Origin of the sequence: uncultured Psychroserpens sp. (genome assembly GCF_947492715.1) — a bacterium.
In the GTDB taxonomy this organism is placed as follows: domain Bacteria; phylum Bacteroidota; class Bacteroidia; order Flavobacteriales; family Flavobacteriaceae; genus Psychroserpens.
Map to the genome: position 1 here is coordinate 41,949 of NZ_CANLNS010000007.1, position 18,434 is coordinate 60,382.

The 18,434-nt window shown below is 34.8% G+C and carries 13 protein-coding genes; 1 reads left to right on the forward strand and 12 read right to left on the reverse strand.

Features of this window, described 5'->3' with window-relative positions:
• Nucleotide 1: 1 nt before the first annotated feature.
• The 8 genes from hydA to Q0787_RS16005 form a co-directional block, all read right to left on the reverse strand.
• Nucleotides 2-1,387 (reverse strand): dihydropyrimidinase, encoded by a 1,386-nt coding sequence (gene hydA / locus Q0787_RS15970; protein WP_298903843.1) that lies wholly within the window; start codon nucleotides 1,385-1,387, stop codon nucleotides 2-4.
• Between the two features lie 49 nt (nucleotides 1,388-1,436).
• On the reverse strand, nucleotides 1,437-2,951 hold the full coding sequence (locus tag Q0787_RS15975) for a sodium/proline symporter (protein WP_298903844.1): 1,515 nt from the start codon (nucleotides 2,949-2,951) through the stop codon (nucleotides 1,437-1,439).
• 1 nt (nucleotide 2,952) lies between these two features.
• Entirely contained in the window at nucleotides 2,953-4,638 is a 1,686-nt protein-coding gene (locus Q0787_RS15980) for an NCS1 family nucleobase:cation symporter-1 (RefSeq protein ID WP_298903845.1), read from the reverse strand.
• A 3-nt stretch (nucleotides 4,639-4,641) separates the two neighbouring features.
• Entirely contained in the window at nucleotides 4,642-5,976 is a 1,335-nt protein-coding gene (locus Q0787_RS15985) for an aminotransferase class III-fold pyridoxal phosphate-dependent enzyme (RefSeq protein ID WP_298903846.1), read from the reverse strand.
• Between the two features lie 55 nt (nucleotides 5,977-6,031).
• A complete protein-coding gene (locus Q0787_RS15990) occupies nucleotides 6,032-7,501 on the reverse strand; it encodes a CoA-acylating methylmalonate-semialdehyde dehydrogenase (RefSeq protein WP_298903847.1) in 1,470 nt (489 codons plus the stop codon).
• A gap of 229 nt (nucleotides 7,502-7,730) precedes the next feature.
• Complete coding sequence (locus Q0787_RS15995) at nucleotides 7,731-8,552, reverse strand: hypothetical protein (RefSeq protein WP_298903848.1); 822 nt, start codon at nucleotides 8,550-8,552, stop codon at nucleotides 7,731-7,733.
• Between the two features lie 78 nt (nucleotides 8,553-8,630).
• Complete coding sequence (locus Q0787_RS16000; RefSeq protein WP_298903849.1) at nucleotides 8,631-9,614, reverse strand: alpha/beta fold hydrolase; 984 nt, start codon at nucleotides 9,612-9,614, stop codon at nucleotides 8,631-8,633.
• Nucleotides 9,615-9,624: 10 nt separating this feature from the next.
• Nucleotides 9,625-11,373 carry a CocE/NonD family hydrolase gene (locus tag Q0787_RS16005; RefSeq protein ID WP_298904017.1) on the reverse strand — a complete coding sequence of 583 codons (1,749 nt, stop codon included), beginning with the start codon at nucleotides 11,371-11,373 and terminating at the stop codon, nucleotides 9,625-9,627.
• 272 nt (nucleotides 11,374-11,645) lie between these two features.
• On the opposite strand from Q0787_RS16005, the gene Q0787_RS16010 reads away from it, so the two are divergent.
• The gene (locus Q0787_RS16010; RefSeq protein ID WP_298903850.1) at nucleotides 11,646-12,785 is read left to right on the forward strand and encodes a sodium:calcium antiporter; all 1,140 of its coding nucleotides are present in this window, start codon (nucleotides 11,646-11,648) and stop codon (nucleotides 12,783-12,785) included.
• Between the two features lie 5 nt (nucleotides 12,786-12,790).
• On the opposite strand, the gene Q0787_RS16015 is transcribed toward Q0787_RS16010, so the two are convergent.
• The 4 genes from Q0787_RS16015 to tilS are packed head-to-tail and all read right to left on the reverse strand — an operon-like array spanning nucleotide 12,791 to nucleotide 18,344.
• On the reverse strand, nucleotides 12,791-14,728 hold the full coding sequence (locus tag Q0787_RS16015; RefSeq protein ID WP_298903851.1) for a hypothetical protein: 1,938 nt from the start codon (nucleotides 14,726-14,728) through the stop codon (nucleotides 12,791-12,793).
• 35 nt (nucleotides 14,729-14,763) lie between these two features.
• Nucleotides 14,764-15,390 (reverse strand): TerB family tellurite resistance protein, encoded by a 627-nt coding sequence (locus Q0787_RS16020; RefSeq protein ID WP_298903852.1) that lies wholly within the window; start codon nucleotides 15,388-15,390, stop codon nucleotides 14,764-14,766.
• Nucleotides 15,391-15,447: 57 nt separating this feature from the next.
• The gene (ade, locus tag Q0787_RS16025) at nucleotides 15,448-17,070 is read right to left on the reverse strand and encodes an adenine deaminase (protein ID WP_298903853.1); all 1,623 of its coding nucleotides are present in this window, start codon (nucleotides 17,068-17,070) and stop codon (nucleotides 15,448-15,450) included.
• The gene (gene tilS / locus Q0787_RS16030) at nucleotides 17,067-18,344 is read right to left on the reverse strand and encodes a tRNA lysidine(34) synthetase TilS (RefSeq protein WP_298903854.1); all 1,278 of its coding nucleotides are present in this window, start codon (nucleotides 18,342-18,344) and stop codon (nucleotides 17,067-17,069) included. The genes ade and tilS overlap by 4 nt, the downstream gene beginning before the upstream one ends.
• Nucleotides 18,345-18,434 lie beyond the last annotated feature (90 nt).

An 18,434-nucleotide genomic window follows, 5' to 3' on the forward strand; every position in this document is an offset into this window, starting at 1 on the left:
TCTAAATTACTGTTTTTGATGTTTTTCCTCGTGGAATAAATTGTCCGTGCCCTGCACTTAAAAGGCATTCTTCATTTTCAATAGCGACTTGCCCTCTTAAAATTACCGTTTCCGTTTTTCCCCTGACTTTTTGACCTTCATAACTTGAGTAATCACAGTTCATATGGTGGGTCTCGACTGAAATAGTATGTTCCTTCTTAGGATCGAATATGACGATATCTGCATCACTGCCAATAGCTATCGTTCCTTTTCTAGGGTACATACCAAAGATTTTTGCTGCATTCGTAGAACTTACTTCAACATATTTAGTTAGTGAAATTTTTTCTTTGTGTACACCTTCGGAAAACAATAATTCCATACGATGCTCAATAGCTGGATGCCCATTAGGTATTTTTGAAAAATCATCTTTACCCATTTTCTTTTGTTCCCACATAAAAGGACAATGATCTGTTCCTACCACCTGAACCAAACCCTGATTAATTCCTGACCAAAGTGCTTCCTGATCTTTCTTTTCACGTAAAGGTGGGCTCATAACCCATTTTGCACCTTCAAAGTCATTTTCGTAGAGCGATGCGTCAAGCATTAAATATTGTGTACAAGTTTCTACAAAAACCTTCTGATTACGCTGGGTTGCTTTTCTAACAGCGTTTAAAGCACCTTCGCATGTCATATGAACAATATAACCAGGACAGCCTGTATAGTTTAACATATCAGCAAAACGTGCGGATGCTTCGGCCTCGGTTACTTCTGGCTGGGACAAATAATGATACAATGGCGATAAGTTTCCTTGCGCTCTATTTTTAGCGATTAACGAATCTATCATATCACCATTAGTAGCATGCACTGTTACCAAACCACCATGTTTTTTTACAACCTTCATGAGTTGCACCATTTGACCATCATCAATCATTAATGCACCTTTATAAGCCATAAACGTTTTAAAAGAAGAAATCCCTTCATTCTCAATCATGTCTATAACTTCTTTGGCTACATTAGTATTAAAATCGGTCACAGCCATATGGTATGAGTAGTCTCCAATAGCCTTTCCATTTGATTTTTGCTGCCAAGTCTTTAATGCATTGTGAAGCGTATCACCCTGAGTTTGCAATATAAAATCTATAACCATAGTTGTACCGCCATGCAATGCCGCCCTTGTACCCGTTTCATAATCATCACTAGAATATGTGCCCATAAATGGCATATCAAGATGTACGTGCGGATCAATCCCACCAGGAAACACCAGTTTGTTGGTAGCGTCAATCACTTTATCTGCTTTATAATTTAAATCTTTTCCAATAGCAACTATTTTCTCATCTTCGGTATATACATCAGCAATATAAGTTTCTGATGCAGTAACAACTCGACCATTTTTTATTAAAATTGACATTTTCAGTATTGCTTTTATAAATTAATCTTTGTCTTAAATTTACGTGTTTTTAATTAGTATTGTCACTATTTCCCTGACTTATTGGTTCTTTTTTGGCTGAAATTTTGCTTATAACAATTCCAACGATTATTGCCAAAACAAATGATGGTCCTAATTCCCCAAGTTTCTCGAAATAGACGCCTATTGTTTCCAAAGAGGTAAATCCGAACTTGAAAAGGGGAACTGATAAAAAGCCAGTTATCATAGAAGCAATTGCACCTTTTTCATTGAACTCTTTCCAAAACAACGATAAAATAATAGTCGGGCAAAACGTGGCTGCAATGCCAGACCAACCAAAAATAACAAACCAAAAAATTGTTCTTTCTGGTGTTGTGACGGCCACAAGCATTGCTATTAATAGAGCGAATATTGCTAATAAAAATGTGATAACTTTTGATGTTCTAGCGAGCTGTTTTTCAGTTTTATTGGGTTTAAATATTTGCTGATAAAAATCTCTAGATATCGCACTAGAAGCAACAACCAGCAACGAATCTATAGTAGACATGATTGCCGATAAAACCGCTGCTATATAGATTCCAATTAAAGTAAGTGGCATTATTCTTTCGACCAAAAGAGGAAGCACATTTTGTGCACCATTACCTAAAACCACTTCTGGATCTGCATCTACAGATGTTAGAAGATACCGTCCAAAAATCCCAATAAGTACTGCACAAGAATCTGTTAGTATCGTAAAAACTACAGCCACCCATCTTCCTTTTTTTATTTCGGCAGTGCTCTTTATAGACATAAATCTCACGAACAACTGAGGAGATCCCATAAAACCTAAGCCAATGCATAAAAATCCTAATATCGTAAAGAAATTTATAAGGTTAAAGCCACCTTCACCCCAAATATTTAAAAACGAAGGGTCTAAGGCTAGTAATCCCTGGGTGATTGAAACATCGGAGGATATTGAATAATAAGCAACCAATGGTAATCCAACCAACCCTAAAAGCATGATAAGTCCTTGAAATAAATCAGACCAAGCAACAGCCACAAAACCGCCCGAAAAAATATAGGTTAAAACAATAAAAAAGCCTACGATTGCTCCTGTAAAATAATTCCAACCTAGAAATGATTCAAAAGCAGAACCTGTAGCATCAATTTGGGCACTTACATAAATGATGACAAATAATGACAAAGCTGTTGCTGCAACAATTCGCAGTGTATTCGTTTTAGATTTAAATCGACTTACTAGATAATCTGGGATTGTTATTGAATTGTAACCATCGGAGAGTTTTTTGAATTTTTCGGCCATAAAAAACCAGGAGACTGTTACTCCAATTACTTCTCCAAGCACAACCCAAAAAGCCGAAACACCAACCATGGCTCCTAAACCGGTAAGTCCTAATAGCAACCAAGCCGATTCTCCTGTAGCTCTTGCCGAAAAAGCAACAACCCAAAAGTTTAATTTTTTTCCACCTACATAATAATCCTTGGTCGTTTTAATTTTTTTAGAGGCAACGTATCCAATTAAAAAAAGAATTGAAAAATAAAGGAATAATATGATGTATTTCGTAATCATCCTAACGCTTTTTTTTCATTAATAGATAGTACAATACAAATGAAATTATAAACCCTGAAAACCATGAAATGGCATAAAGGGAACTCATTGCAGGAATCCATTTTCCGCCTATTGCAACAAATGCTCCTATAATTAATGAGAAAATTGCAGCTTTATTTATTCCGCTTCCTCCATATGCATAAACTCCGTCTTCCTTATAGAGGTCTACAATTTGAATTTGTTTCTTTCTAATGAGGTAATAATCACAAACTAAAATTGCCAAAACAGGTCCCAAAACAGCACTAACATCAATTAGCAAACCTTGAATCTCATTTAGCAATAACCACGGAAAAATTAAAATTCCTATGATTCCAGTAATAAAACCTCCACCTCTAAAACTTATTTTTTTAGGAAATATATTAGAAAACGCATTTGCTGGTGCAATTACATTTGCTGCAATATTTGTACTTAATGTAGCTATGATCATAAAAACTTGAGCAATTACCACAACCCAAACACTATCAAACTTTGCAAGTAAAGCAATGGGGTCCCAAGGCGCATCGTTGGCTATTAGAATATCATCAAAATTTATTACTGCCGCGCAGGTTACAAAAATGCCAACAAATGAGTATAACATCATTGTACCGGGCAAGCCTATAAATTGACCTTGTACTTGAGCTTTTTGTGATGACGAATATCTTGTAATATCGGCAATACTTAAAGACATAGTTGCCCAAAATCCAAGCATTGCGGTCAACCAAATAAGATATTTCCAAATTTTACTTCCAAAAGAAGCCTTATCTACTCTTGTTGATACACTTGCAATTGAAGATGTTGTTACATCATTTCTTAATTGAATCTCATAGGTATCGCTTGTCTTAACCTCTCCAATTGCCACATCTGTTTCAGAAAGCCTGTTCCAACCTAACCCATTTCCATTTAATATCAGTTGGTATTCCTTTGCTTTGGCAACACCTTGTTTATCTTTAATTGGATTAATATGTATGAAGTTATTTTTGGCGCTTTGTTCATTATGATAAATTTCAGCAACCGGAACTTCTAATTGTTTTCCTTGCTCTAATACAATTCCAAATCCACCAGCGTTCGAATATCCCCATCCAATTAATATTAAGCCCATTATAATGAGAATTGGAGCAGAATATTCTTCCAGCCACTTGATGCTCTCTGTTCCCTTCCAAATGAAAAACATATTAAAAAGCCAAAAGATTCCAAAACACACGAACTGACCGACAGAAAGCCCGATTGCCGCTTCAGTCCCTGAAATAGCAATAAATATTGAATACATCGCCATTCCACCCAACCAAGTATTGACACCAAACCATCCACAGGCAACCAAACCTCTAATTACAGAAGGAATATGAATGCCTTTAATTCCAAATGACGATCTCCCAATTACAGGAAAGGGCACACCATACTTTACACCAGCATGTCCATTAAGTACCATTGGAATGGTAATAATTAAATTTGCTACACCAATGATTAAGAGTGCTTCAATCCAATTTAAACCCGTTTTAATCATATATGAAGCCAAGAGATATGTAGGAATACAAACAGCCATACCAACCCAAATAGCGGCCAAATGCCATTTACTCCAGGTTCTTTGATTTAGTGGTACAGGTGCAAGATCTTTACTATATAAAGGCGAACTAGAAACGTCTTCTTGTAATTCTACTATATCTTTACTCATAAATTAATTACAGTATTCGTCAGCAATAGCAATAGCTTGAGAAATAATTTTTAAACCTTCATCTACTTCCTCTTTGGTTACATTTAAAGGAGGAGCAATAAAAATCCAATTCCATCTTACGAATGTGAACATTCCTAATTCTCTAATTTTTGAAGCCATCCTAAGTGTTGGTTCCATTTCACTTGGCTTAGCATTCCAAGGTGTTGTGGGTTCCTTAGTATTTCGGTTTTTAACGAGTTCCATGCAACCTAATAATCCTGTATTTCTAAAGTCACCAATTGACGGATGTTTCATTTTTAATTTTTCCACTTCCGTTTCAATGTATTGTCCCATTTCAGCGGCACGATTAACTAAGTCTTCTTCTTCTATAATTCGTATATTTTCTAGAGCGGCCGCACATAGTGTTGGATGCGCTGAATATGTTAGTCCAATTGTCATAGGAACCTCATTAAAATATTCTGCAATTTCATCGGTTACTACAAGTCCGCCTAACGGTAAATATCCTGAAGTCAATCCTTTAGCAAGACACATAAAATCTGGTGTCACACCATGATGATCAATTCCAAACATTTTACCAGTACGTCCAAAACCACTCATGACCTCATCATCAATCATCATAATACCATAGGTATCACAAAGTTCACGAACACGTTTTAAGTACATAGGAGGATATTTTAAACATCCTGAAGAACCAGATTCGCCTTCAAATAGTATAGCCGCAACGTTATCGGGGTTTTCAAATTGAATGACCCTTTCTAAATGCGCTAATGCCCTTTCTCCACATTCTTGCATTGAAGAAGAATTCCATGGACAACGGTAAGCATAAGGGTTTTCTACATGCACTACATTAGGCATGGCCTGACTATCAACAGGAAATCGTCTAGGATCTCCTCCTGCAGTAATTGCACCATAAGTTGCGCCATGATATGCTCTATAGTGCGTAATAATTTTATGCCGCCCTGTATACATTCTAGCCAATTTAATTGCATTCTCAATGGCTTCTGCTCCTCCAAGAGTGAAGAATGTTTTTGTTAAGTTTCCAGGTGTAATCTCTGCAATTTTTTTTCCAAGTTTTCCTCTCACATCTGTAGCCATTCCAGGATAAACATAACTTACCTCTTTCATTTGTCTAGCCACAGCTTCTGTAATTCGTTGATCACCATGTCCAATATTGACATTCATTAGTTGAGATGTGAAGTCTAAGTATTTTTTACCATCTCTATCATACACATATGAGCCCTTTGCATGAGATGCATTTATTGGATTTAGCCCACCTTGTTTTCCCCAAGAAAATAAAGTGTAATCTAAATTATCTTTTATAATTTGATTATTATTCATTAAATATAAAATATTGATTAATAATGAGTTAAAATAATTTACTTTAACAATTTAATTAACTCATCCAATTGGTTTGTGCTTCAGGGTTCCACTTCGTTGTGGTCTTTTTATTTTGTGTCCAAAATTCGATTGAACTACGACCAGTAATGTCACCTACACCAAATTTAGATTCGTTCCAACCACCAAAAGAAAAAGGTTCACGAGGCACTGGAACTCCAATATTAACACCAATCATTCCAGCGCTTGCGCGCTCCATTACTTGTTTAGCCAAGCCTCCACTTTGGGTAAAGACGGCAGCGGCATTTCCATAATTAGAACCGTTTTCAATTTTAATCGCTTCATCTAAATCTTTAGCGCGAATAATTGAAATGACTGGACCAAAAATTTCTTCCCGAGCTACAGACATATCTGTTGTCACATAATCTATAATTGTAGGTCCAACATAAAAACCGCCCTCCTTACCAGGCACTGTGGCATGGCGTCCATCTACTAATATTTTAGCCCCGTTTCTTTCAGCTTCATCAATATAACCTTCGATACGTTCTTTAGCTTCTGCCGTTATAACAGAACCCAGATTATCACCAGGAACAATGGTTTTAGCCTCATCAACCATACGATCAATAATGTGCTGCACTTTATCTACGCCAACCATTACAGAGGCAGCCATACAACGTTGTCCTGCACAACCAGACATAGAAGCCACTACATTAGATGCAGTCATTTCTGGATTTGCATCAGGCAATACTAAAAGATGGTTTTTAGCGCCACCAAGAGCCACACAGCGTTTCAAATTAGACGTTGCTCTTTTGTATACAATTTTAGCAACCTTTGTAGATCCTACAAATGAAACTGCTTCAATTTTTGGATGATCACAAATAGCTTCAACGACATCTTTGCCTCCATTTACAATGTTAAAAACACCATCAGGAAGCCCAGCTTCTTTAAGAAGTTCTGCCATTCGAACGGTACTTAATGGTACCAATTCTGATGGTTTCATAACCATGGTGTTTCCTAAAACCAAGGCATTAGGAATCGTCCAGTGCGGCACCATATTAGGGAAGTTAAAGGGTGTAATAGACGCCACAACTCCTAAAGGTTTGCGTTCTATTCGGCATTCTACACCTTTACTCACTTCTTGTACTTCATTAACAACAATTTGAGGCATAGACACGGCAAATTCACATAACTCCATGCTTTTCTCAACTTCTGCTTTAGCTTCACCGTAGGTTTTACCGTTTTCGAGTTGTACTAAATTTGTAAGTTCGTCAATGTGTTGCTCTAATAGATTTCTATATCTAAAGAATATTTGAACACGTTCTTTAAAGGTCATTCCTGACCATTTGGGAAATGCGTTCTGTGCCGCTTTCACTGCAGCATCAACATCTTGAGTTGTAGACATTGGTATTGAAGAAATTTTACTACCATCTAACGGACTTAAAACATCCATTGAATTTTGTCCATTTCTTTCAAATTTACCGTTAATATAATTTTTTACTTCGGAAAGTGTATCACTCACATTCATCATCAGCTTATCAGATTAATTTTATTAATATTTAAACAAAAAATAAGAATGCCATAAAAATCACAATATAACATTGCGGATTTTTAATCACACTCTAATCAAATATATGAAATATATATTAAAACAAAGGTTTTGCTGAGGTATCATTAATTATTTAAAACCTACATTGAATAATTATCAAAAAACCTAAATCAGTTATTAATTTCCAAAGCACACATAAACCAAGTAATTACTAGCCAATTACACCATCAATAATCGTTTCTAAATTGTGATTCTCTGTAATTCCATTAAGCCAACTCGACGTGTCTTCATGCATTAAAAAGGAGTTTAAAGCTTGGCTTACGGCATGTTTACTCGTTACTGGTAAGCCCTCAACTACAGTTTCTAAATTATCCAGCAACTGTAAAGGTGTAACTTTATCTTCACTAAGTTTAAACGCAATCTTACCAGTAAGGTCTAAAAATTTCAAGTAGTTTACTTTCGTTGTGATAGGTGTGCTAATATTTAATCTCTCAAACACTTCTCTAGTTGCGGCTCTGGTTTGAGGTCCTGAGACACCATCTATAATAATTGATTTTCCGTAGATATATCTAAGCACCATTTGTAAGTATAATGTTTCAGATTGGGAAGACTCATGATAATCAACGATAACACTTGTATCAAAATGCCAGTGATCGGCATGGTTTGGATACAAATGATTAAGTACAATACCAAAGTGTTTTCGTAAAAACGATTCCATGCCTAAGTACAGTTCTTTATGATGAATAAAATTATTGGTAATTAAAGTGAAATCATCCCAAAAAACAGCGTCTAAATCAAAGGCTTTTCCTAAACCATGCTGTCCTGGTTTGTTAACCAATATCCCTGCACTTGTAATAACATTAGGCTTTCCTAAAGGACAATGTGCAAATACTTCATCGAAAGCAGTTTTGAGTTTTTCAAGAAAGTCATTTTCAACTTTAAAGTCCTGCTGTTTTCCTATAGTTCCGTATGGATGTTGCGGTAATCTTGCATAATGCAAAGCAATACCATTAATAGTATTAATTGTTTTCATAAGTAATGATTTAAAAGATTAATAATCTATTAATTAGTATTATAAGGGAGAACTTAAATTTACAAAAACTTTTTAAGTTTAAAGGCTCTGAGTGCTGGTTAAGTTTATTTTTTTTATGAAGTCAAAAGCACGTTTTTCATTGTAATATATGTTCCCTTTTTGAATAAAACCTACATGCCCTCCATGCTCTGGCATTTCTAGATAAATATTTTCATTTTCTTTCGCTTCTTTAATTGGAAAACATTCTGGTGTTAAGAAAGAATCATTAAGTGCATTAATAAGCAATGTAGGTGTATTTATGTGCTTTAAAAATTGTAGACTGCTACATTGCTCATAATAGTCTTGTGCATTTTTAAATCCATGTGCCTTAGACGTATAGACTTCATCAAAATCACGTAAGGTTTTAATGGATTTTAAGGACTCATGAGTTATTTTGTCTGGAAATCTTTCTGCTTTTTTCTTGAGCTTATCAAGAAGGTGTCTTAAGAAGCGATTAGCAAAAGCCTTGTTCTTCAACTTATGCAATTCTACCGAAGAACTTATGAGATGAACAGGAACAGAAACGGCAATTGCAGCTTTCACCTGACTTGGAATATCTCTTTTCTCACCTAAGTATTTGAGTGTGATATTTCCGCCTAAACTAATGCCTTTAATATAAATTTTAGAATACCCTTTTTGTTTAATACAATGTTGTACAACATCATCAAGATCATTTATTGCTCCAGAATGATAACTATTATAAAATCTATTATCCTCTCCACTACACCCTCTAAAATTTACTGCTACTGCATCTATACTATTTTGATTAAAGAGTTTTGCTGGGCCTGTAATATAAGGTCGCTGCCCATGTCCTTCTAACCCATGAAGTAGAATAATGACGGCATTAGAATTATCATTGGCATAACTCCAATCCAAATCTAAAAAATCGTTATCGCGAGTGTCTATGCGTTCGCGCTCTTGTGTAAGTCCCTTAACCTTTCGGAATAAACCAGAATACACTGTAGCAAGAAACCCGTTTTTAAACAAAAACGGAGACTTAAAAGTTGACTCTACTATTGGCATTAAGCGTTAGTTATTTTAAAACCGTGAACTCGATTGAAGAATCGTTATAAACCTTATGAGTTTGCGCCTTAAAATCTTCTTCTTTTGCCTCAAAGATATTGTCTACATAAGTTTGTGGATTTGCATCTATATAAGGGAAAAACGTACTTTGAATTTGCACCTGAATTTTATGTCCTTTTTTGAACGTATGAAACACATCCTGAAGTTCTAAATTTACAGCTGTTTTCTTATTAGGAACGAAAGGCTCAGGGCTACTCATACTATTTCTAAAACGACCTCTAATAGTTTCACTTCTAACGAGCATATGATAATTGCTAAGTTTTAAATGATCTTGCACATCTTCATTGTCTTCAGGTGTTTCGATATCAGGTGGAAACACATCAATCACTTTTACAATCCAGTCTGCTGCAGTTCCTGTTGTAGACACATTAAGTTTCGCTAAAATATCTCCAGCAAGGGTAATATCATCCTCTAATATTTCGGTCTCAAACACTAAAACATCTGGGCGTCTAGCAGCAAAACGCTGGTCGTCTGTCATAAACTTACGTGGTGTAAACACCACTTTGATATCTTCAGAATACGGAACTGGCTTTTTAGGATCACTAACAAAATCGGATGTTGCTATCATGCGATTAGCGCGTTTGGTCAAACGTTCATAGGGCTGCATAAAATAGCTTTCTTTACTTGTATTTGCAGGAGGCCAAGTTTCAAAACTCACCCATTCCATCTTACCTGTATCAAACATATGAGCTTCTGGCAAATCTACTTTTCCGTTGGCATCACCTTTAAGGAAATGGTTAAAGAAAGGAGTTTCGATATCTTTCTGAAAGTAATCTGAAATGTTATCTCCAAAATAAATATTACCAATCACTTGTCGTTCTTTTGTTCTTGCCCAATCACCATGACTCCAAGGCCCGAACACTACGGCATTAAAGTTATCGCTATTCTTTTCAATACTCGAATAAGTATTGAATGGCCCATACAAATCTTCGGCGTCAAACAAACCACCAACAATAAGCGTTGCGGGTTTAATATCTTTTAAATGTTGTATGATTCCTCTGCTCTGCCAGAATTCATCATAATTTGGATGCGCTTTTATCTGCTCATAAAATACATTGTCTTCGTCATAATATTTATCAAGATTGCTTAATGGTCCTGCATCTAAAAAGAACTGATACTGATCTTCTGTACCTATATCTGGGAATTCATACCAAGCCTCTGTTGTAGGTGTTTCTTTCATATAACCAAAAACCGAAGTAGCTCTCCAATAGCTCAATAAAAAAGCCCCATTATGAATAAAATCATCAAAATAGAAATCACCTATACAAGCCTGTGGCGAAGCAGCTTTTAACGCAGGATGACCAGATAGCACAGAGTATGTGGCATAAAATCCTGGATAAGAAATACCATATGTGCCCACATTTCCGTTATTGTTATCAACATTATTAATGAGCCATTCTATCGTGTCATATGTATCACTTGCCTCATCTGTTTGAGTGCCTGTTTTATTTGGAATAAAAGCCCTCATGTTATCATAAACGCCTTCACTATTCCAACGGCCTCTCACATCTTGATACACCATGATATTACCTTCTTCCATAAGGTACTTATTTGGTCCAATTTTTTCGCTGAATTCATTTTCGCCATAAGGCTTACAACTGTAAGGCGTGCGTTTTAATAATATGGGATATGCTTTAGAAGCGTTCTTTGGTGTATAAATGGTTGTGTGAAGCTTTATGCCATCACGCATTTCTATCATCACCTCTTTTTTATCGTAGTTATCTTTTACATAAGTATTTTCTACTTTTTCCTTTTCAATGTCTTTTACTTCAGACGTTTCGGAATGCTTACAATTTATAAGTGTACTTGCTATAAATACAAGAAAAATTAATCGTTTCATACTGGCTGGTGATTTTTAATGTTTAAAGATAATCTATTCTAAATTTATTGAAAGCCTAATTTAAGATTAGATGAATTAAAATAAAAGTTAATCTCATTTATTAGTTTAAATTTGCCAAACAATTTTAATCTATGGCAATGCTCTCTTCTCTTGGTTTAATTCTTATAACTTGTGTTGTTATTTGGCGCGCTTGTGATGGTTTTGAAATGGCTTCTAACTATTTAGGTCGACATATGAAAGAAGGGATTAAAGGCGCGACTATTAATGCAATAGGAAGTAGTTTACCTGAACTTTTCACGACATTGTTTTTTCTATTTGTACTAAAAGATAAGGATGGATTCTCTGGAGGTATTGGAACAACTGCTGGAAGTGCTGTTTTTAATGCAATGATCATTCCAGCTGTTGTTATTTTGGTGGTCATAGGAAAAGGGATTTCGTCAAAAATTGAAATTTCTCAAAAAGTAATCTTACGCGATGGTATTGCATTAATACTAGCCGAATTAGCTTTAATATTTGTTATTACTGGGACCTCTTTAAATTGGGGTCATGGATTAACTTTGATGCTTCTATACATTGTATATGTGAGTTACATGCTATTAAGTCAGGGGTCTGGAGATGTAGAAAATGAGTACGAAGAAGAAGCCGATGGTGGCAATAGAACCATAGCACTTTTTAAGGGCGATTTAGCCACAACCATTCTTGGCGATTCTAAAATTAATACAACTAAAGCTATTTTATTATTAGTTATCTCAGTGTTTTTTATTGGAATAGCATGTTTTTGGCTAGTTGAAGCCTGCGAGCAATTTGGTACTGCTATTGGTATGCCAATATATTTTGTATCTGTAGTATTAGCCTCTGCAGCAACGAGTGTACCAGATACTATAATTTCGTATAAAGATGCCATGAAAGGGAATTATGATGATGCCGTTGCAAATGCCTTAGGAAGTAACATTTTTGATGTATGCTTTGCGTTAGGGTTCCCTCTTTTTCTATTTACACTAATTTATGGTCCTATAGAAATGAGTGCCGAAACTATAGAAAACGTAGGACAGCTTAGGGTATTATTACTTCTCCTAACCATAGTGGTGTTTTTAATTTTTGTGTTTGCAAAAAAAGGAATAAAGCGATCACATGCCAAATTACTTATTACACTTTATATCGTTTTTGTTGCGTATTCAATTGGTAAAGGCATCAATTATGATCTTCCAGTTATTAGAGAAATCTCGGCCTTCTTATCGGCAATATCACATTGGTTTACATCATTATTTTGATGATTCTATAATTCGTCCTCGCTTAACACGATTAGGAAATCATTTTCGTTGAATTCAATATCCATATTTTTATCTGGATTTAAAACAATGCCAAAATTATCTTCGAGTGATTTACACTGTGCTCCTTTTCTAATACCTAAGCATATTTCATCTCTTTGCTGTGCACAAAATATGGCATCTGCAAATTTGATGTTCTGTGGAAATGTGTCAAAATACAAACTGACAGGCTTGACATAAATCTCACTGCCATCTTCAGAAAAGATATCGTCATAAAAAGTCTTCATTAAAGATTCTTCACTCAATTGTGCCAGAATCATCGTGATTAACTTGTTACTAATAATAAAATCATCCACATTAGTTTGCGTTATTATTTCTTGATTCTCAGAATTTAAAACCTGCGTAATAATATGCAAACCATCGTCTTCACTTACTACTTTTCGTAACAACAATAAGATAATCAAGGTGTCTGAATCAATTTTATCGGCAGATTGTTCTTCCATACTTTGAGAAAGAATAACTATTGTATTATAACTTCCAGGATTCATAGCCTCTACACTCTTTAAATCCAATGGATTTGCATCATGCAGTTTAATATTAAAATCTGAAAATTCTGAAGAAATCTCTGTTATGGTATCTTTTAATTCATCGGTTGGCCCATTAAACATAATATCAAAATCAGAATCTTCTAACAAGTAATCTGTTGCTTCTTCAATAAATACTTCGGCCACTTTGTGCCAGCCTAAAATAAGAATACGTTTTTTCTCTTGTTCTAAACGTTTATCTATAATTCTCTTGTCTTTATTTGGAAAATAATATTGTTTATTTTCATAAGCTATTGTAGAGTCGTCTTCAGCTAAAATAACGACACTATCGCCATCTTTGACAACGGTTTCTTTTGGAGGTCTCAAAACTAACCCGTCTTCATCAGAGTAAATCCCTAGAGGAATCCCATCCTTTAAATAATAGCTCAAATCACTAAATAAGACATTATTCCAGTGATCCTCGTAGAAATAGACCTCGCAACCATCAAAAGACAAAATCTCTTTATAAACAGTGTCTAACCCACTAGTTAAAGATGTCTGAATAAGTAGTTTACCCATGATATTCCAGCTATCAATAGCAATAATATTATCGTCCTCGAAGAAACTTATGATATCTCTTTTTTCTTTCGTAAATATTTCAGCAATTATAGGTAATTCATTCGTTCCATTTTGACATGCAGTAATGGCTAAAATCGACTTAACAGATTGCACATCACTAGCTACTTTTTTGTCAATTGTAGCACTTTCTGAGCAATTAGCTAAAATAATGACAGATCTCGCCTGCTCTAGGTTTATACGCTTTAACTCGTTTATATTTGCGTAATCACCTTGAGTTGTAATGACCTCAGTAGTCATCATATCAGGAAGACGCTTTGTGATTAGATTATCCATGGTTTCTTTATCCTCTCCAGATAAAATAACCACTGAAGCCTTAGATTCACTTTCGTTTGCTAAAATAAGTTCTCGTATAACATCAACAACGCGTTCATTCCAACCTAAAATTATGGTATGATTGTTTTCTATGACTTTGCCTCTTCCTTTTCTGAAATCATATAGCATGGTATCTAAAGCCGTAGTTATGAAACCAATTAGCATAGACAGTAAAATGACACCAGTTAAACCCGAAAGTACTGTTAGCACCTTAAGATATGTAGGAGCTTCGTTATCTTGATTCATATTTCCTGGATCTGTCATTTCCAGAAAAGTGACCCATATATCTCTAAAAACATTACCTGTGTAATTGAGGCTTGGAAAAATATGTATGAGTAATAAACGTAATCCAACGAGGACTATAAAAACGACAATAAATATAATGAGAAGGCTTTTAAATATAGACGAACCGCCTTTACTTAAAAAACGTTCAGCCTTATAGTTTAAACGTTCTCTAAACGAATTTTTCATAAATGATTGGTTGATGGTTGATTTTTAATAAAGACTTAGTTGAGTTGTTCAACAAACTCGGCCATAATACCTTTAATATGAGCCGAAGACATCTCCATTATAGTTCCCATATCAAGAATCATTTTTCTTTCAGATTCGTCAAAATGACCATCAGAATAAGCCACATCTAAAGCACATTTAATTAAAAGTTCTTTACCATGCTCATTTAAAGCAGGACCAACGTGTTTCAAGTAAGTAGAAATATCACTACGATCTGCCTGCACTTCTTTAATATAGTCATCTAATTGAAATGACGACATATCATTATGTCCATACTTATTGATAATGGCTAGAACAGCCACTTTCTCATTATTATCAATAACACCATCTGCAAGCATAATTTTAACCATAACATGTCTAATGGCCTGTTCATACATTGCCATAAATGCCTCTTTATCGGTAGATTTAGAAGAATCTAAAACACGTGTAATGAATGTTCCTTTACAATGATTACATTCCACATATTCGCCCTTATTTCCTAATGGGATTAACGGAATAAAATAAAGCGTAAAAAACTGAGTCACTTTTCTATGTCTATAGCCGCGATCTGCCTCGCATTGTGGGCAATCAAAATTTCCAGTAGCTTTTGTAGAACGAACTCCACGTGTTCCAAATATGATCATAAGTTAGGTTTTTAATAATAGTTTAGATTCTAAATATAATAATCTTAATTAAATTATCTAAACTTCTAAACTTACAAACTTAAAGTCCTTGCCATTGAAAAGCCCCTTATCACTAAGTTTTAACGCAGGAATAACCAACAAAGCCATAAACGACAATGTCATGTATGGTGCATTTAAAGTACTTCCTAACGTTTTTGCTTTACAATCTAAGATAGCATAGTCCTTTCCAATGGTCTCCCCATCTTGATCACTCATGATTCCTGCTATTGGAAGCGGCACGATATTGGATTCAGAATCAGAAACAGCACAAATTCCTCCTTTATTTTCTATAATAAGATTAACAGCTTTGCATATCATTTCATCTGAAACACCTACTGCAATTATATTATGAGAATCATGGCCTACAGAAGATGCTATAGCGCCTTCTTTTAATCCGAAATTTTTAATAAACGCCAAAGCAGGCTTATCATTATTATAGCGGTTAACAACAGTCATTTTAAGGATATCTTTTTCTACATTAGATATCAAATTACCTGCTTCAACCTTGGCACTTTCTATTAATTCATTAGTAACTAACTGCCCTTCTAAAGCCTCAATCACTCTAATCTGTTTTGCGTTTGAAGCCACCCGAAAATCCAAAACTTCTTTTTTCTGAGTGTTGAAATTATTAAGCACTTCAAAGTCTATAGGTTTTATATTTGATTGACCGTTTTCACTTACCAATTGGCCATCTATATACGTTTGAAGCACCTTAAACTCTGTTAGGTTTTCAACAACAATGCAATCGGCTTCATCTCCAACCTCAAGTAATCCAACATCAAGATTATAGTGTTTAACAGGGTTAATACAAGCTGCTTGTAATACTTTAAAAACATCAATCCCCTTAGAGACAGCTCTTGCGCAAAGTTTATTAATATGATTAATAATTAAATCATCTGGATGTTTATCATCACTACAAAACATGATATGATCATAATACTCGGGAAGTAAATCAATTAGTGCTTCAAAATTTTTAGCAGCACTTCCTTCTCTAATTAGGATTTTCATTCCTTTTTGAAGCTTCTCTAAGCCTTCTTCGTAAGTAAAACATTCATGATCGGTAGAAATACCAGCAGCAATATATTTTGTAATATCGTCACCAAGCACACCAGGCGCATGACCATCTATTGGTTTTTTATAGTGTTTGGCCCAAGCTAATTTTTTAAGCACCTCATCGTCATCATATATGACTCCAGGGTAATTCATCATTTCGGCTAAATATTTAATATCGGGATTAGCCAAAAGTTGTTTAATCCCATCAGAATCTATAACAGCTCCTGCCGATTCAAACGTAGTTGCAGGCACGCAAGAAGGTGCTCCAAAATTGAATTTAAAAGGCGTTTTTTTTCCATTCTCAATCATAAAATTAACACCATCAATTCCTAAAACATTTGCGATTTCATGAGGATCAGATACCGTTGCAACGGTTCCATGATTCACAGCTATACGCGCAAATTCACTAGGCACCAACATAGAACTCTCAATATGAATATGAGCATCAACAAACCCAGGCAATATATAATGTTCTACATCATGTTCTTTCTCTTCTATAGCAACAATTTTTCCTTCTGAAATAGAAATTTCACCTTTAAAAATGTGCTTGTTTTTTATATCAACTATTTGACCTTGTATGCTTCTCATAGTACTAATTTAATGTGTACAATATTGGTAGTTTTATCTCTAACTTTAAATCTCTCATCTCCGCGTTTTCCAATAACCCAAACAATGGCACCTTTAGAGCAAAGTAGCCAAATATTTTCTTTATCTACGAGAGATAGTTTTTCATCTTTAAAGTACTTACTAAGTTTCTTTTTACCATCCATTCCTGAAGGATAAAAAACATCACCTTCTTGCCATTGTCTTAAATTCAAAGGAAATGTCAAGGTATCTTTATCCACAAAAATAGAAGTGCTGTCTGTTTTTATAGGAGTATCAGCTTTTTCAAATACCAACTGACCCAACGGCATATTAAAGTGTAAGTCGTTTTCACGAATCTCGAATGAATTTAAACTTTCAGAAGGTATTTCGGTTAAAATAAGATGATTTCTATCCTTTAAAAGTCGGTGTGTTTTTGAAAATAATTGTTTACCCGATTGCGCATCCAGTAAATTAGTCACATCATTCCATTCTGAAAACCCATAACCATTAAACAGTTCGTACAAATATGCTTTAGGATTACTCAGTTCTTTAAATTCTGAAATTTTAAATTGTATATTATTATCGGTCTCACCTTCAACTGCGTTTTCAGTGAAAGCCTTGACTCTATCGTCAACGATATCGACAGTATCCTTTAAATTGCTGATGGTTTGTCTGAAATTTGACAATAATTCCGGATTGGTTTCTTTTAAAACAGGAATGACATGATGACGCAATTTATTCCGTAGATATTTATCGGATGTATTACTACTATCTTCTCGCCACTCAATTCTGTTGTCGCTGGCATACATTTCTAATTCTTCTCTTGAAAAAGGAAGCAATGGCCTTACAATATTACCATTAACTTCAGGAATGCCAATCAACCCATTTAAACCTGTTCCTCGTGTTAGATTAATTAAAACAGTTTCAAGATTATCGTCGGCATGATGTGCTGTAAGTATATAATCAAATTTTAAATCTTCGGCTAAATCAGAAAACCAGTTGTAACGCAGTTCCCTTGCTGCCATTTGAATAGATAGTTTTTGCTGCTTAGCATGATTTTCGGTATCAAAATGCTGTGTAAAGATTTCCAAATCCAGTTGATTGGCTAAAGCTATTACAAAGGTTTCATCTGTATCGCTCTCGGCACCACGTAAATTAAAATTACAATGCGCTAGTGTTATATTTAACTTAAGTTCATGACATAAATGCACTAACATCACACTATCCAACCCACCAGAAATAGCAATGAGGATTTTGGCTTCATGTAGAAACGGCATTGTCTTTTTTATATGTAGGTTGAAACGATCTAACATCAAATTCACGACTATTAATTGAATTTATAATAAAAATAAAAATAAAAGCACCAA

Coding starts and splice junctions, on each gene's coding strand:
- hydA (WP_298903843.1), bottom strand. CDS start 1,387: ATGTCAATTTTAATAAAAAATGGTCGAGTTGTTACTGCATCAGAAACT.
- Q0787_RS15975 (WP_298903844.1), bottom strand. CDS start 2,951: ATGATTACGAAATACATCATATTATTCCTTTATTTTTCAATTCTTTTT.
- Q0787_RS15980 (WP_298903845.1), bottom strand. CDS start 4,638: ATGAGTAAAGATATAGTAGAATTACAAGAAGACGTTTCTAGTTCGCCT.
- Q0787_RS15985 (WP_298903846.1), bottom strand. CDS start 5,976: ATGAATAATAATCAAATTATAAAAGATAATTTAGATTACACTTTATTT.
- Q0787_RS15990 (WP_298903847.1), bottom strand. CDS start 7,501: ATGATGAATGTGAGTGATACACTTTCCGAAGTAAAAAATTATATTAAC.
- Q0787_RS15995 (WP_298903848.1), bottom strand. CDS start 8,552: ATGAAAACAATTAATACTATTAATGGTATTGCTTTGCATTATGCAAGA.
- Q0787_RS16000 (WP_298903849.1), bottom strand. CDS start 9,614: ATGCCAATAGTAGAGTCAACTTTTAAGTCTCCGTTTTTGTTTAAAAAC.
- Q0787_RS16005 (WP_298904017.1), bottom strand. CDS start 11,373: ATGATAGAAATGCGTGATGGCATAAAGCTTCACACAACCATTTATACA.
- Q0787_RS16010 (WP_298903850.1), top strand. CDS start 11,646: ATGGCAATGCTCTCTTCTCTTGGTTTAATTCTTATAACTTGTGTTGTT.
- Q0787_RS16015 (WP_298903851.1), bottom strand. CDS start 14,728: ATGAAAAATTCGTTTAGAGAACGTTTAAACTATAAGGCTGAACGTTTT.
- Q0787_RS16020 (WP_298903852.1), bottom strand. CDS start 15,390: ATGATCATATTTGGAACACGTGGAGTTCGTTCTACAAAAGCTACTGGA.
- ade (WP_298903853.1), bottom strand. CDS start 17,070: ATGAGAAGCATACAAGGTCAAATAGTTGATATAAAAAACAAGCACATT.
- tilS (WP_298903854.1), bottom strand. CDS start 18,344: ATGCCGTTTCTACATGAAGCCAAAATCCTCATTGCTATTTCTGGTGGG.